General features: G+C 35.1%; 16 protein-coding genes. 6 read left to right on the forward strand and 10 right to left on the reverse strand.

Annotation, left to right across the window (positions count from 1 at the left end):
• Window positions 1–352 precede the first annotated feature (352 nt).
• Window positions 353–1318 (forward strand): cysteine synthase A, encoded by a 966-nt coding sequence (gene cysK, locus ACGH80_RS10905; RefSeq protein ID WP_411578904.1) that lies wholly within the window; start codon window positions 353–355, stop codon window positions 1316–1318.
• A 92-nt stretch (window positions 1319–1410) separates the two neighbouring features.
• On the opposite strand, the gene ruvB is transcribed toward cysK, so the two are convergent.
• From ruvB to ACGH80_RS10935, 6 genes are all read right to left on the reverse strand, one after another.
• Entirely contained in the window at window positions 1411–2415 is a 1005-nt protein-coding gene (gene ruvB / locus ACGH80_RS10910; RefSeq protein WP_411631143.1) for a Holliday junction branch migration DNA helicase RuvB, read from the reverse strand.
• Between the two features lie 13 nt (window positions 2416–2428).
• Window positions 2429–3037, reverse strand: a complete 609-nt coding sequence (ruvA, locus tag ACGH80_RS10915; protein ID WP_065589753.1) for a Holliday junction branch migration protein RuvA — start codon at window positions 3035–3037, stop codon at window positions 2429–2431.
• Window positions 3038–3218: 181 nt separating this feature from the next.
• Window positions 3219–3557: a YbaB/EbfC family nucleoid-associated protein gene (locus ACGH80_RS10920; protein WP_065561174.1), complete on the reverse strand. Its 339-nt coding sequence runs from the start codon at window positions 3555–3557 to the stop codon at window positions 3219–3221.
• Between the two features lie 31 nt (window positions 3558–3588).
• Complete coding sequence (gene dnaX, locus ACGH80_RS10925; protein WP_411578905.1) at window positions 3589–5796, reverse strand: DNA polymerase III subunit gamma/tau; 2208 nt, start codon at window positions 5794–5796, stop codon at window positions 3589–3591.
• A gap of 582 nt (window positions 5797–6378) precedes the next feature.
• A complete protein-coding gene (locus ACGH80_RS10930; RefSeq protein ID WP_065610897.1) occupies window positions 6379–6834 on the reverse strand; it encodes a DNA polymerase III subunit chi in 456 nt (151 codons plus the stop codon).
• A 16-nt stretch (window positions 6835–6850) separates the two neighbouring features.
• A complete protein-coding gene (locus tag ACGH80_RS10935) occupies window positions 6851–8329 on the reverse strand; it encodes a leucyl aminopeptidase (protein ID WP_411578906.1) in 1479 nt (492 codons plus the stop codon).
• 137 nt (window positions 8330–8466) lie between these two features.
• On the opposite strand from ACGH80_RS10935, the gene lptF reads away from it, so the two are divergent.
• Both lptF and lptG read left to right on the forward strand, forming a co-directional pair.
• Window positions 8467–9567, forward strand: coding sequence for an LPS export ABC transporter permease LptF (gene lptF, locus ACGH80_RS10940; RefSeq protein ID WP_411578907.1), 1101 nt, complete (start codon window positions 8467–8469; stop codon window positions 9565–9567).
• Between the two features lie 10 nt (window positions 9568–9577).
• Window positions 9578–10642 carry an LPS export ABC transporter permease LptG gene (gene lptG / locus ACGH80_RS10945; RefSeq protein ID WP_297223796.1) on the forward strand — a complete coding sequence of 355 codons (1065 nt, stop codon included), beginning with the start codon at window positions 9578–9580 and terminating at the stop codon, window positions 10640–10642.
• 60 nt (window positions 10643–10702) lie between these two features.
• Here lptG and msrB read toward each other — a convergent pair whose 3' ends face one another.
• Genes msrB through msrA form a run of 3 tightly spaced genes read right to left on the reverse strand, consistent with a single transcriptional unit; the run spans window position 10703 to window position 12268 of the window.
• Window positions 10703–11146: a peptide-methionine (R)-S-oxide reductase MsrB gene (gene msrB / locus ACGH80_RS10950; RefSeq protein WP_174798341.1), complete on the reverse strand. Its 444-nt coding sequence runs from the start codon at window positions 11144–11146 to the stop codon at window positions 10703–10705.
• 48 nt (window positions 11147–11194) lie between these two features.
• Window positions 11195–11722, reverse strand: a complete 528-nt coding sequence (locus ACGH80_RS10955) for a cytochrome b (protein ID WP_174798317.1) — start codon at window positions 11720–11722, stop codon at window positions 11195–11197.
• 15 nt (window positions 11723–11737) lie between these two features.
• Window positions 11738–12268: a peptide-methionine (S)-S-oxide reductase MsrA gene (gene msrA, locus ACGH80_RS10960; RefSeq protein WP_366940515.1), complete on the reverse strand. Its 531-nt coding sequence runs from the start codon at window positions 12266–12268 to the stop codon at window positions 11738–11740.
• A gap of 162 nt (window positions 12269–12430) precedes the next feature.
• Here msrA and ACGH80_RS10965 point away from each other — a divergent pair, with 162 nt between their 5' ends.
• Complete coding sequence (locus ACGH80_RS10965) at window positions 12431–12703, forward strand: DksA/TraR family C4-type zinc finger protein (protein WP_065589760.1); 273 nt, start codon at window positions 12431–12433, stop codon at window positions 12701–12703.
• 74 nt (window positions 12704–12777) lie between these two features.
• On the opposite strand, the gene ACGH80_RS10970 is transcribed toward ACGH80_RS10965, so the two are convergent.
• The gene (locus ACGH80_RS10970) at window positions 12778–13428 is read right to left on the reverse strand and encodes a DUF421 domain-containing protein (RefSeq protein ID WP_034912801.1); all 651 of its coding nucleotides are present in this window, start codon (window positions 13426–13428) and stop codon (window positions 12778–12780) included.
• A gap of 360 nt (window positions 13429–13788) precedes the next feature.
• Between ACGH80_RS10970 and ACGH80_RS10975 the strand changes: the two genes are divergently transcribed.
• Both ACGH80_RS10975 and ACGH80_RS10980 read left to right on the forward strand, forming a co-directional pair.
• A complete protein-coding gene (locus ACGH80_RS10975; RefSeq protein WP_065589761.1) occupies window positions 13789–14190 on the forward strand; it encodes an SMI1/KNR4 family protein in 402 nt (133 codons plus the stop codon).
• A gap of 198 nt (window positions 14191–14388) precedes the next feature.
• Window positions 14389–14620 (forward strand): transposase (locus ACGH80_RS10980; protein WP_411578909.1); only part of this gene is annotated, 232 nt, incomplete at its 3' end.

Genomic DNA, 14620 nt, shown 5'->3' on the forward strand with positions numbered 1-14620 from the left:
TATGGTATCACTGGCATTTATGTTAATGTGGCTGCCAATGTATTGTTGAGTAATTTATGTACAGCAAAGATCAACAGTCCCTAATTAGTGTAGCCGTTCCAGAATTTGTTGATTTAAAGTCATATATTTTGTAATAACATATTTTTTAACAAAAATTCAATTTTAGAATCTTGGCGATTACTAATATTTATAAAAAACTCCTACAAACAAAGATCACCTTATAGCTCAAATGAATATCATTATAATAATTAATTAGTACCATCTTTTTAGGTAGTATTTATAATAATAAATATGATTAAGTAATTAGAGAGAGTTTCTCTTGAGCTAATTAGAACTAAAGAAGGACTTTATTATGAGTAATATCTTTGATGATAATTCACAAACTATTGGGTATACACCATTAGTCAGATTAAAACATTTTGGTCACGGTAATATTTTAGCCAAAATTGAGTCTCGCAATCCAAGTTTTAGCGTCAAATGCCGCATTGCCTCAAACATGATTTGGGATGCTGAAAAGCGTGGTTTATTAACTACTGATGTTGAACTAATTGAACCAACAAGTGGTAATACTGGGATTGCACTTGCAGCTGTAGCCGCTGCTCGAGGCTATAAGCTAACGTTAACCATGCCTGAAAGCATGAGTATTGAACGCAGAAAGCTACTAAAAGCCTTAGGTGCTAACTTAGTATTAACTGAAGCTGCTAAAGGTATGAAAGGCGCAATCGAAAAAGCAGAGGAAATGGTGGCAAGGGATCCTAAAAAGAACCTGATGCTACAGCAATTTAGTAATCCTGCTAATCCAGAAATTCACGAAAAAACAACGGGCCCTGAAATTTGGCTAGATACCGATGGAAAAGTCGATATTTTTATTGCTGGAGTAGGAACTGGTGGCACATTTACTGGTGTAACACGTTATATCAAAAAAACACAAGGTAAAAATATAACAGCAGTTGCCATTGAGCCAACCAACTCACCAGTAATTAGTCAAGCACTAGCAGGTAAACCAATTAAGCCAGGACCTCACAAAATTCAAGGTATTGGAGCTGGTTTTATTCCTGCAAATCTTGATTTAAGTTTAATTGATGTGGTGGAAAAAGTATCAAATGAAGAAGCGATCAAAACAGCCCGTAATTTGATGGAAAAAGAAGGTATTTTAGCAGGAATTTCATCTGGTGCCGCCGTTTATGCTGCCGATCGATTAGCAAAATTACCAGAAAATGCTAATAAAACTATTGTAACCATTTTACCTTCTTCTGGTGAACGCTACTTAAGTACTGACTTATTTAGTGGCATGTTTACTGAAAAAGAGCTCGGTTAAATTCCAAATAGAATTAAACTTGATTAATAAAAAAGCGTAGCTGAGCAAATAGCCACGCTTTTTGTTACATAAACTAGTATAATTTTAACTGTTCAATTATCCTGAATAATCCCAAAATGGTGATACGCATGAGGTGTAGCAATTCTACCGCGTGGCGTTCTTTGGATATAACCTTGCTGAATTAAAAAAGGTTCAAGTACGTCTTCGATCGTTTCACGCTCTTCTCCAATTGCCGCGGCAATGTTATCTAAACCAACAGGACCACCCATAAATTTTTCTATAATGGCCAGTAATAATTTGCGATCCATATAATCAAAGCCTTCATTATCAACATTAAGCATATCTAGCGCTTGAGTAGCAATTTTTTTGTCGATAACACCTTTTGATTTTACATCAGCATAATCGCGCACTCGGCGCAAAAGTCGATTTGCAATTCGGGGAGTACCGCGTGAACGTTGTGCAATTAAATGAGCACCTTCGTCTGACAGATCCATGCCCAAAAATTTAGCGCTACGGCTAACAATATATTCCAAATCCTCAACCCGATAAAACTCAAGTCTTTGTACAATACCAAAACGATCTCGCAATGGCGAAGTTAACGACCCTGCACGGGTTGTTGCACCTATTAATGTAAAGGGGGGAAGATCGATTTTGATTGAACGTGCTGCAGGCCCTTCACCAATCATAATATCTAATTGATAATCTTCCATTGCAGGATATAAAATTTCCTCAACAACAGGAGACAATCGGTGGATTTCATCAATAAACAATACATCATTGGGCTCTAAATTAGTCAACATAGCAGCTAAATCGCCGGCCTTTTCAAGCACAGGTCCTGAAGTAGTACGTAGGTTAACATTCATTTCGTTGGCAACAATATTAGCTAACGTGGTTTTTCCTAATCCTGGCGGCCCAAAAATTAACACATGATCAAGTGCATCACTGCGTTGCTTAGCTGCTTGAATAAAAATCTTCATCTGTTCACGCACTTGCGGTTGCCCAATATATTCATCCAAACATTTAGGGCGAATAGCACGATCTAATGACTCTTCTTCCTTTTGCGCTTGTGGTGCAATCAAACGATCCGCTTCAATCATAATAAATCTCTATTTACAATGCTGATTTTAAGGCTTCACGAATCAGCGTTTCGCAATCCATATCAGGATTAATTACTTTATTAATAATACGGCTAGCTTCTTGTGGTTTATAACCTAATGCAATTAAAGCTGAAACAGCCTCGCTTTCAATTTGATTAGCTGACTTTTGAACACTATCTACATCAGAAACCAAGCTAACATTTGATGATTGCTCACCAAAATGTTTGAGGCGATCTTTCATCTCAACAATTAATCGTTGTGCAGTTTTATTACCTACGCCAGGCAATTTAACTAGTGTTTTAATTTCACCTTGTTCAACAGCACTAATAAATTGCGCTGCTGACATGCCCGATAAAATGGCTAACGCCAACTTAGGACCAACTCCATTAACTTTAATAAGTTCACGAAACAATTCACGCTCTTGTTCTTGATTAAAACCATATAGGATTTGGGCATCTTCACGCACGGAAAAATGTGTTAACACAATGACCTCTCGTCCATTTTCGGGTAATTCATAAAAACAGGTCATCGGCATAAACACATCGTAACCGATGCCACCGACTTCTATCAAGACTTTAGGAGGTTGCTTTTCAATAATGGTACCACGTAAACGACCAATCACAATATATCCTTAATAATAAAGCATAACAAATAAGCAAATAATAAGGTGTAGTTTACCCGATAGCAAAAAAATAATAAAGAAAAACTGTATAAATAGACAGGCAATAACAAAAAAATATCGCCGACTTGGTACTCAAAGTCGGCAATGCAAAAAGTTTAACTAACTGAATTAATGCATTAACTTAAAACGGCATTTTAAAACCTGGTGGTAATTGCATGCCACCAGTAACCTGAGCCATTCTTTCTTTTTGTGCTTCATCTAAACGGCGAGCCGCATCATTATAAGCCGCAGCAATAAGATCTTCTAACATCTCTTTATCATCATCAGCCATAAGTGATGGATCAATTTCAACGCGCTTACAACTATGAGTACCATTAATAGTGACTTTAACTAAACCAGCACCTGATTCGCCAGTAACTTCTAATTTAGCGATCTCCTCTTGTGCTTGTTGCATTTTAGCTTGCATTTGTTGGGCTTGTTTCATTAAATTGCCCAAACCACCTTTTCCACCTGAAAACATAATAATTCCTCATTAAAAAATATAGTCTGCATTATACAGGACGAATACTGGATTCATCAATCTTAGCATCAAAATATCGACAAATTGTAGCCACTTTTGAATCTTCGGCAATGGCTATCTTCGCCTGCGCAAGTTTTTCTTGGTATAACTCTTCGCGCATTTCAACTGGTGTTTTATAATTTACATCATCAATAATAATATCTACATCAAGCTCTTGGTTACGATGTTTGCATAGCGCTTTTTTTATCTTTATCACATTCGATATCGAATTAATCAAATGCTTAACGGTTGAACGCAAATGCAACACAATCGTTCCACTATCTACTTGTTCAAAAGCTGAATTAGCTACGATTTGCTTAATTAACGGCGGTAAATCTAATTGCTCGATCTCGGCACACCAGGCATCTTTTTGCGCCATTTCGGTAATTAATTTCTTAATCATTTCAGGAGTTTTATCACCATTTAGTGACTCACGAAAAGCCTTAGTATCGACCACCAACTCTTCCTTCATTGCAGTTAGACCACTGGCTTGCCATTGATAATTTTCAGCGGTAATATCTTCTTTACTATTGCCGTTATCGTTGTTATCGATATCGTTTACTGGCACAACGCTCTGTTTAATTCGTGTTAGTGATTTATTTATTACTAAATTTTTTGGTTGAATTACATCAACCGATTCAGACTTTTTTGGATATTGTTCCTCTTTTAACAACTGCATACGCATTTCTAAAATGCTTTTAGTCACCGACGACACATCATCAGGAATCGTTAGATCCGCCGTTGCTGGTTTGGCTTTAGATGTTGACGCTGTTTTTGAAGACAAAACGGTTAAATCGTTTAAGTCATTGTGCTGACTTTGCTCATTTGTTAATGACGAACTTATCACTGATTGTGGTGTATTCTGTTCGGTATGATTAACTGGCTGGTTCACTGTTGCAAGTATAGGATCAGATTGCTGAATTCGAGATTGTTTTTTAGTTTGATTTACAGCCTGATTATTAGCTTCTGCTTGCCTTGATACATTCGCATGCATTACTGCTTGTGATTGCGATTGGGTATTAGGCGGTTCTTTAGTTTGCTTTTGAGTTTGAGTCTGCTTATTGCCTTGAACAGATGCCGAACTAGCCATAACTAGTGGTGTAACAGCATCAACAACCTTTGGCATAAAGGCTAAAGCGCGTAAAAAACTCATCTCGACACCAATTTTTTTATCAGGCGAAAAAGAAAGCTCTTTACGACCCATTAGCAAAATTTGATAAAACAACTGCACATCGTTAGGTGCCATATATTGTGCTAAAAAACGTATGCGCTCTTCATTATCAATATAATCACCCAAAGCAGTTGGCACTACTTGTAATAACGCAATTTGATGCAATAAAGTAATGGTTTCGGCTAACAGATTATCCCAATCAGCGCCCTGTATAGCAGCTGCTTCAATTTGTTGCATTAAGGCATTACCATCACTATTATGTAATGCTTCAACAATTGCAAAAGGAACCGACTTATCAAGTGTACCAAGCATTACCGACACTGATTCTGCATCGACCTTACCGTTACCAAGAGCAATCGCTTGATCGGTTAAACTCAGCGCATCACGCATACTGCCATTAGCTGCTTTAGCTAATAACCCAATCGCTTTCGGATCGCTGCTGATTTGCTCTAATTTTAAAATATGTTCAAGTTGCTGGCCAATTAATGTTGTATCTAATACATTTAAATGTAAATGCAAACAACGTGATAAAATAGTTATAGGTAATTTTTGCGGATCTGTAGTTGCCAATAAAAACTTAACATGCTCAGGTGGCTCCTCTAGGGTTTTAAGAAGTGCATTAAAGCTACTGCGCGATAACATATGCACTTCATCAATCAAATAAACCTTAAAGCGCCCTTTAGTTGGTAAATATTGGATGTTATCAAGTATTTCACGAGTGTCTTCGACCTTGGTACGAGATGCGGCATCAATTTCAAGTAAATCAACAAAACGACCTTGTTCAATATCACGACAATTATCACAAACTCCACATGGTGTAGCAGTAATGCCTGTTTCGCAATTCAGCCCTTTTGCTAACAAACGCGCAATTGACGTTTTACCTACTCCTCGAGTGCCTGAAAACAAATAAGCATGATGAACTCGCCCTAGCGAAAGTGCATTAGACAAAATTTTAAGGACATGTTGCTGCCCCACAACCTCAGAAAATGATTTTGGTCGCCATTTGCGTGCCAGAACTTGATAACTCATAATCACCATAACTCATTGCCATTGAATTTGGCACTAATCATATCATAAACTGGCAAAATAGTCTTGATACAGTCAATAATCGATGCAATATTAATCAACAAAATTTAGCTTGAGGAAACCTAAATTTGCTATTAAAAAATAAAAGTGTAATAGTGCTAACCTAAACATACCTAACAAATTATAAAATGGAATATATAAGAAAGCACAACGAAAAAAGAGCGTTTTTCTAAACCACCTATATGGCGTTAATAAGTCACTGCACCAAATCTTGGTTAATCAACAATTTCTAAACCACCTATATGGCGTTAATAGAGAAACAGATATACTATAAACATAGTTTTGCAAAAGCAAAACAGGTTTTCTACTTTAAAATACCCTTTTCTACAAGATGATTTTAATTTATTGTTTTTCATTAATTTTTACCCATCAATAAAAAAAGGGTTGGCGTGAATTTTGAGTTTTTGGATAATGCACAGATTTCACCATTAAAAAACATTCAGGTAAGCCATTGATTTTATTTTGATTTTAACATTAAGTTTTAGAAAAAATAATCAGTGAAGAAATAAAAAAACTTCCCTAATATTATTCGCAATTAATTGAAATCGTTTTAAGATTAAATCCTGCCTCTTTATACAACTTGTACCGTTTCCTTGCTAATGACTTTAGCTGCTCATCCACTGGCACAAAATCGATAATATCACGATAAACACCTGCAAATTCAGGAAATTGTTCTTGTAAATTAATAAGTAGCTGACGTGTGCCGCTGCTGCGTTTTTGTGGCCAGCTAATTTCAACAGGTGATCCCCCTTTCATGCCTTCACCAGCCAAATTATGCGGAACAAAATTGTCGGTTTCGAGTTGCCATAGGTACTCGTCTATTCGTTCTGCTTGACCCTGATCTTGACAAGCAACTTGCACGCGCTGATTGGCGTGCCATGCTTCAACTATTTTTTTGCATGCTAGTTTTTCGTAAAAAAGCACGCCAGACTCGTCGGCTTCTGTTTGGTTTTCAAGTAAATAGAAGATCACTTTTTTCATAAAATCTTAGCTCGATTTATTGATCTAGTAGATATTGAATCAACATGGCAACTGGACGACCCGTTGCTCCTTTTTGCCCACCAGATTTCCACGCTGTGCCAGCAATATCTAGATGTGCCCATTGATATTTTTCGGTAAAACGTGATAAGAAGCATGCCGCAGTAATGGTGCCGCCATCTCGACCACCAGTATTAACAATATCAGCACAGGTTGATTTGATTTGTTCTTGGAATTCACTATCAATCGGTAGCGCCCATGCTTTGTCGCCTGCTTTGTTGGATGATAAGATCAACTGTGCAACTAATTTGTCGTTATTACCCATTACTCCAGTATAGTGATGTCCTAGTGCAACGATACAAGCGCCAGTTAAAGTGGCAATATCAATAACAGTTTTTGGATTGTAACGTTCAACATATGTTAAAGCATCACATAAGACTAAGCGACCTTCAGCATCAGTGTTAATCACTTCAACTGTAGTACCTGACATGGTTGTCAATATGTCGCCAGGACGGTAGCTGTTGCCGTCAGGCATGTTTTCACAACCCGCCATGACGCCAACAACGTTAATAGGTAATTTTAACTCTGCCACAGCCTGCATAACACCATAAACGGTTGCCGCACCGCACATATCGTATTTCATTTCGTCCATGCCTGCAGATGGTTTGATTGATATTCCTCCTGAATCAAAGGTTAGTCCCTTGCCGACTAAAACATACGGCTGGGCTTTTTTATCTTTAGCACCTTTGTATTCAATAATAGTCATGATTGATTCGTTTTGCGAACCCCGCCCTACTGCTAAATAAGCGTTCATGTTTAATTTTGCCAATTCGCTTTCGCCAAGGCAGGTTACTTTTAATGATGAATGCTGTTTGCCTAGTTGTTTACCTTGTTCGGCTAAGTATTTTGCGTTACAAATATTTGACGGCATATTGGCAATTGTTTTTGTTACGGTAATAGCATTAGCAATAATTTGCCCTTGTAACAAGTTATCAGTTAATGCTGATAACGCTTTCTTATTATGAATTAATAATGTCACTTTAGTTAAGCTTGGTACAGGATCTTTAATCGTTTTAAAATCATCAAACCGATAAGTTATATCGCTAATAATTTGCGGCAATTGTTTGGCTATTTCAAGGCTATTTACTTCATTGAACGCTAATAGATCCCATGCGATATTTTTAATTTTTTGGGCTAGTAGTTCTTTTATTACCGCTTTAATAACGGTTTTAGCTTGAACTGAGTCAAATGTTTTTGCTTTGCCACAACCAACAAATAAAAGTTTTTGTTTTAAATTGTTATTTGGATATAGCAAAGTAGTTTTACCTAGTTCGCAACTTATATCACCTGATTTGATAAGTTGACTAACTAAACCATTGGTTGATTTATCGATATCTTTGACAAAATCAGACTGGTTTTTTCTTGAATCAATTGAAACAACTAAACACTCTGTTTTTTGTTTAGTTATAATAGTACTGTTTTTTATTTGAAATTCCATGGTGCTTCTCGTTTATGAATTAGTGCAGATAATTTATATTCTATCGGTTCATTGTTGGATAGCAACAAAAAGATAACTAAAACGAAACAAATCAGATTATAATAGTCTGGTTTTGTGCCAACAGATAAAGGTAAGATGTGATAATTCGTCGATATTTAGTGAAAGAAACATTGAAAACCCAAGGGGCAATTTTATTTATTTTGTTGCTGATTTTCTTTTCTCAAAAGTTAATTAGAATTTTGTCGAGCGCAATCGATGGTTCAATCCCTCGTGAATTAATTATGCCGTTACTAGTTTTAGGCGTATCAAATATGGCCGATCTTATTTTGCCGCTGAGCCTTTTTCTTGGTGTACTTGTTACTTTCGGGCGACTTTATTCTGATAGTGAAATGGTAGCAATGCATGCATGTGGTGTTAAGAAAAACTTAACTTATCAAGTAGTATTTTTTCTATGCATTTTAACTAGTATATTAACCGTAATGAATTCACTTTGGTTTGGTCCTTGGTCTAACGTTAAGCAAGATCAATTGGTTGCTAATGCTAAGATCAATCCTAGTTTAGCTGGATTATTAGCAGGACAATTCCAACAAACGCCAGATGGTAATTCAGTTATTTACATTGGTAATGTGGATAATAACAATTTAGAGAATGTCTTTATTGCTCAAATCAATCCAAAAGCGAATCAACGACCTTCGATTATTATTGCCAATAAAGGGAAGACAGGGCACGATAACGAAGGTAACCAAATTATTACACTTGAAAATGCTAATCGTTATGAAGGTACAGCACAATTAAAAGATTTTAGAATTTCAAACTTTCATAATTATTTAGGTATCATAAAACCCAAAGAGTTAAATACTAACGAGGATAACGATAAAATCGATGTTCAGCAATTGGGAATATTAGAGCTTATTAACACTAATACACCTAAAGCTGTTGCGGAATTTTATTGGCGGATAACGCTAATTATTTCAGTACCATTAATGGCCTTTTTAGTTATTCCACTGAGCGTATCAAACCCACGAGGACGCCTTGCACAAGTTTTACCTGCTTTACTGCTCTATTTAGTTTACTTTTTATCAGCCAGTTCAATTAAGGCTAATGCAGGTAAAGGTCGGTTAGATCCCGAATTGTGGTTTTATATATTGAATTTAGGATATTTTGTGTTAGCGATAATATTGAATTGTTGGGATAACCTATTTATGCGTAAACTTCGCTTAAAATATTCTGCATCTTAAGGAGCAAAGCGTGTTTTCGATTTTAGATCGTTATATCGGTAAAACTATTTTAAGCACCATTGGTGTTAGTCTTTTTTTACTTATCAGTTTGTCGGGTATCATCCGTTTTATTGATCAGCTTCGAAAAATTAAAGTTGATTATGATGCGTTTTCTGTCGGTATTTATACGCTTTTAATGGCTCCAAAAGATTTAGAAGTATTCTTCCCGATGGCTGCGTTATTGGGTGCATTGATTGGTTTAGGATTGTTAGCATCCCGCAGTGAATTAATTGTAATGGAAACATCTGGCTTTAGTCGTTTCAAAATTGCATTTGCGGTGATGAAAACAGCATTACCACTAGTACTAATTACAATGGCGGTTGGTGAATGGGTTGCTCCAGTTAGCGAGCAAACTGCACGCAATATGCGTTCTGAAAAGCTTTATGGTAATTCGTTAATGGCTGAACAAGGCAGTCTTTGGGCTAAAGATGGTAATGATTATGTTTTTATTGGCCATGTAAATAACGATAATTCGATTTCGAATGTTTATATTTATTCAGTTGACCAAAATAAGCTTCAATCTATTACCTATGCTGCTTATGGAGTGTATGAAAATGATACTTGGACATTATCGCAAGTTGAAAAAAATGATCTAACAGTGCCCAATAAAGTAGTTGGTGTAAATACGATATCCATGCCTTGGAAAACAAGCATTACTCCTGATAAATTAAATATTGTCGCATTTGATCCTGACTCGTTGTCGGCTTCAGGGCTTTATGAGTATTCACAATATCTAAAAAACTCTGGGCAAGATACTAAGTATTATGATTTGCTGTTTTGGAAAAAGATCATTAAACCAATTTCAGTTGCTGTGATGATGTTGTTAGCTTTATCGTTTATTTTTGGTCCATTGCGTAGCGTATCAATGGGGATTCGTGTGGTGATAGGCATCAGCTTTGGCTTCTTATTTTATATTGCCGATAATTTGTTTGCCCAAGTAAGTATTGTTATTGGTATTTACCCTGTTATTGGTTCGCTTATAACCAGTTTCGTATTTTTATTGATTAGTTATATTTTATTTAAAAGGAAAAACTAGGTCTTTTAAAATTTTATCCTATCATCTGATTTAGATGATAGGATTTTTATATTGTAACGATTATGCTGTCTGTGATTGTTTATCAAACAGGTTTAAATATTGCCCATAACCTGCATCTTCCAGTTCCTCTTTAGGTATAAATCGTAAGGAAGCCGAGTTAATACAATAACGTAATCCACCTAACTCTTTTGGACCATCATTAAAGACATGTCCAAGATGAGAATCAGCTTCCACAGATCGCACTTCAATACGTCGCATACCAAAACTGGTATCCTTTTTTTCAACAATATTGCCCTTTTCTATCGGTTTAGCAAAACTAGGCCAGCCACATCCTGAATCGAATTTATCTAACGAAGTAAATAACGGCTCGCCAGATACAATATCAACATATATCCCTTCCTCATGATTAGAGTTAAATTCGTTTTCGAACGGTGGTTCAGTCCCATTTTTTTGAGTTACGTGATATTGCATAGGTGTTAATATGGACAGTGCTTTTTCCTTCATTGTTTTATTCATAAGTCACCTTTATGTTATTTATTTTAAATAATAGAATTAATTACGATTTAACATTGATTGCAATACTTTATCTTTAATCCAAAAATAATGATATAAGGCGCCAGCTATATGTAAAATAAGTAAAATTGCTAATAAATATGAGCTGAACTTATGCATAATATGAAAAAAATCATAAAACATGTTAGGCATATCAATAGCCGGAATAGAAATGATGCCAAAAAAATTCAGCGACCGACTACTCATTAAGTACCCAGACAGAGGCACAATAATTAAAAAAATGTAAATAAACCCTTGTATGGACGTCGATAAAATACGTTGTAGTTTTTGATTTTTGGGCAAGACATTAGGCACACCTTCAGCTTTAATAATTGTAAAACGCCACAAGGTTATTACAAATATCAACACGCCAAAAGATTTATGTAATAAATAAATAGTAAACATACCACCCAAATAATGTGACAACGTCACCTTAAATAACACTAATAAAAACGTTAATACAATCAGTATCAATGTTAACCAATGGTTCCATTTTTGTTTACTACTATATTGCGGATAGTTTTGCATAATTCAATTGCCTCTTTATTTTTGCCAATGCTGTGCTAAAAACTTTGATCGCCCTGATAATTGATAATATTGATTATAATGCTGGGATTGTTTTGTATAATAATTTTGGTGATAATCCTCAGCTAGGTAAAAGGCAACTGCTGGCTCGATAGCGACACCTATAGGATTATTAAACTTCTTACTATCTTGTAATGCTTGTTTAGACGATAATGCTACTTTATGTTGATATTCATTATGATAAAAAATAACAGGACGATAAGAATCACCTCGATCAGCAAATTGCCCTTGTGAATCCGTTGGATCGATTTGTTTCCAAAAAATTTCAAGCAATTTTTTATAACTAATAACTTTTGGATCAAACTTAATTTGTACCGCTTCGGTGTGCCCTGTTGTGCCTGAGCAAACTTGCTGATAGGTTGGATTGATAACATTCCCCCCAGTATATCCTGCTACAATACTAATAACCCCTTCATACTGATCAAAGGGTTTAACCATACACCAAAAACAACCGCCAGCAAATGTTGCTTGTTCATATTGTTGCATAATAACCTCCCACTTAATATGTTAAACAATTCTTCTATTTATTGCTTAACTTCAGCATAATCATTAACACTAAAATACACTGCTTTAAATTAGCATACTACTTGAAAATGTTTAAAAAAACACCATATCATTGGTCAACGATTTCAGTTATAGAAGGATTCATTTATGGCAAGTGGATGGGCGTCTGACGATGCCGTTAATCAACAAATCGAAGGCACTATTGCTGATGCCATCGAAAACGCAAGAAGACAACTCAATCACGGTACAATTAGTGCTCATTTTTGTATTGAATGTGGAGAGCCTATTATAGAAGCCAGAAGGTCAGCATTGCCTGGCGTACAATATTGTTTGTCTTGCCAACAAGAAATCGATAAACAATTAGCTAAAACATCAAGTCTATATAATCGTCGTGGCAGCAAAGATAGCCAACTACGTTAATTTGAAGATACATTTTTAACCAATTGAGCTAAAAGATGGGTGGATTATTACCCACCCTAAGATACAAACAATAGTTATTTTTTACCTTCACGAACAGCGTCATAAGGATAAACAATTAATTTATTATCAAACCATTCAGCACAAAAAATATCTTCTAATTTTTCATAACCTTGTTTTGCAATTTCTTGTTTAACCCAATTTTCATCTTTTTTAAGTTGTTCTAAATTGTCATGGCTAATACCGCCATTTTCGATGATTAGCACGGCAATATCTTTATCACCTTTTTTGATAACAGTTAACGAACCATTTAATTCATACCAAACCTCTTTTAACTCATCAAAAGAAGCTATGCCTTGTATATTGACTAAGGTTTCAAAATCCCTTACTGGTAAGTTGGCTTTAACAAAATTATCCGTTATTAAATGCCCATTTTTAACAAGTTGGATTGGTTCGCCATCTATAGCATCGCGTAAACGTGAGTTTTTAGATTTGATAAATCGAATTAAAACAAGTAAGCCAGCCCAAATAGCCACTAATCCAGCCGATTCCCAAGAAGATACTGTCGGACTAAGTAAGGCCCCCCCAACCAACGCACCAATAACCATACTACCAACCTGATCAAGCTGTGACATAGGTGCTATTTGGCTTTTACCCGATAACTTCACATAAACAAGTAAAATAATTAAAGCTAATAAAAATTTTGGTGCCATTTCTAATAAATACATTTCCTTTCTCCAAGCTAAACAAAATATGTTGAACTACAATTCCAAATGCAGAATCAATAGAAACTTCTGTATCGAAACGGGTAATAATTTATGTAAAACTGGTATAATTTTTGTTTGATTAATGATCAATACGGTTCTATTTTCATGACTAAAACAAAGTATGATTATTAATATAATTTATTGATTGTATTTTACTCTAAAATTCACACAAATTATAAGATTATTACTTTGATTGCGATAACTAATTTCTATTATGCAATGTTGTAAATCGGTGTGTTTTAAGTTTGAAATGAAGGTAAAATATTTACCCACAAAAACAGTCAAAAAGTATATATTTCCAGTTAAAAAGGATAATAACAAATGCAACTAATAATCGAAGAATCGGAAAAACAATTATCTTTTGAAGAAATTGAAGAATTTAGCAACTATTTTGATAAAGAAATTCCACTTTCATTTATTGATTTTTACATTAAATTTAATGGTGGTTACCCTCCCGAAAACGGTGAACATAATTTCTTTTTATTAGGTGGCTTTAATCCAATAAAATATGGCGATTTAACTATAGAAGATATTTACACTAATTTAATTGATGACTTTTCTAATTTAAAAGATATGATTCCTTTTGCTTATGATGAGGGTGGAAATTGTTTTTTACTTTCATTAAAAAATGAAAATTATGGAGAAATATATATATGGCTGATGGATGAAAAAGAATTAGTTTTAGTATCTGAATCATTTGATAGTTTTATAAATAAGCTGTAGGAATTAATCGCATTGTTTAAAGTAATTAAAAAAATGTTGCAATGAATATACATAAAAACAAAATTAACGCCTTATAAGTTTTCAGTTGAGTATTTTAATCATAAAATATTAGGGCGTGTTGATCTTTCGTGATTATTTTTAGACGGCATGATGTGAGTTATAATAATTCTGCCAAAAACAACCATAACTCGATTCATCATGCCAAGAACAATGCTAACAGATAAACGGTGGGAAAAGCTACTACAAATAATGAAAAATACCGGCCGAGTTTATAATAAATCCGAGCATCGGATGACGTTTAAAGGGATCCTTTTCCGAATGAGAACTGGTATTCCTTGGCGAGATTTGCCAGTAGAGTTTGGTGAATGGAGCACCGTCTATAGACGATTTAATTTGTGGTCTAAAAAAGGAATATTAGTTGATATTTTCA

The organism is Gilliamella sp. BG1 (assembly GCF_046635625.1).
GTDB classification, from domain to species: Bacteria; Pseudomonadota; Gammaproteobacteria; order Enterobacterales; family Orbaceae; genus Gilliamella; species Gilliamella bombi.

Excerpts from the sequence above, each read along its gene's own strand:
- cysK (WP_411578904.1), top strand. The coding sequence starts at position 353 with ATGAGTAATATCTTTGATGATAATTCACAAACTATTGGGTATACACCA.
- ruvB (WP_411631143.1), bottom strand. The coding sequence starts at position 2,415 with ATGATTGAAGCGGATCGTTTGATTGCACCACAAGCGCAAAAGGAAGAA.
- ACGH80_RS10920 (WP_065561174.1), bottom strand. The coding sequence starts at position 3,557 with ATGTTTTCAGGTGGAAAAGGTGGTTTGGGCAATTTAATGAAACAAGCC.
- dnaX (WP_411578905.1), bottom strand. The coding sequence starts at position 5,796 with ATGAGTTATCAAGTTCTGGCACGCAAATGGCGACCAAAATCATTTTCT.
- ACGH80_RS10930 (WP_065610897.1), bottom strand. The coding sequence starts at position 6,834 with ATGAAAAAAGTGATCTTCTATTTACTTGAAAACCAAACAGAAGCCGAC.
- ACGH80_RS10935 (WP_411578906.1), bottom strand. The coding sequence starts at position 8,329 with ATGGAATTTCAAATAAAAAACAGTACTATTATAACTAAACAAAAAACA.
- msrB (WP_174798341.1), bottom strand. The coding sequence starts at position 11,146 with ATGAAGGAAAAAGCACTGTCCATATTAACACCTATGCAATATCACGTA.
- ACGH80_RS10955 (WP_174798317.1), bottom strand. The coding sequence starts at position 11,722 with ATGCAAAACTATCCGCAATATAGTAGTAAACAAAAATGGAACCATTGG.
- ACGH80_RS10965 (WP_065589760.1), top strand. The coding sequence starts at position 12,431 with ATGGCAAGTGGATGGGCGTCTGACGATGCCGTTAATCAACAAATCGAA.
- ACGH80_RS10970 (WP_034912801.1), bottom strand. The coding sequence starts at position 13,428 with ATGTATTTATTAGAAATGGCACCAAAATTTTTATTAGCTTTAATTATT.
- ACGH80_RS10975 (WP_065589761.1), top strand. The coding sequence starts at position 13,789 with ATGCAACTAATAATCGAAGAATCGGAAAAACAATTATCTTTTGAAGAA.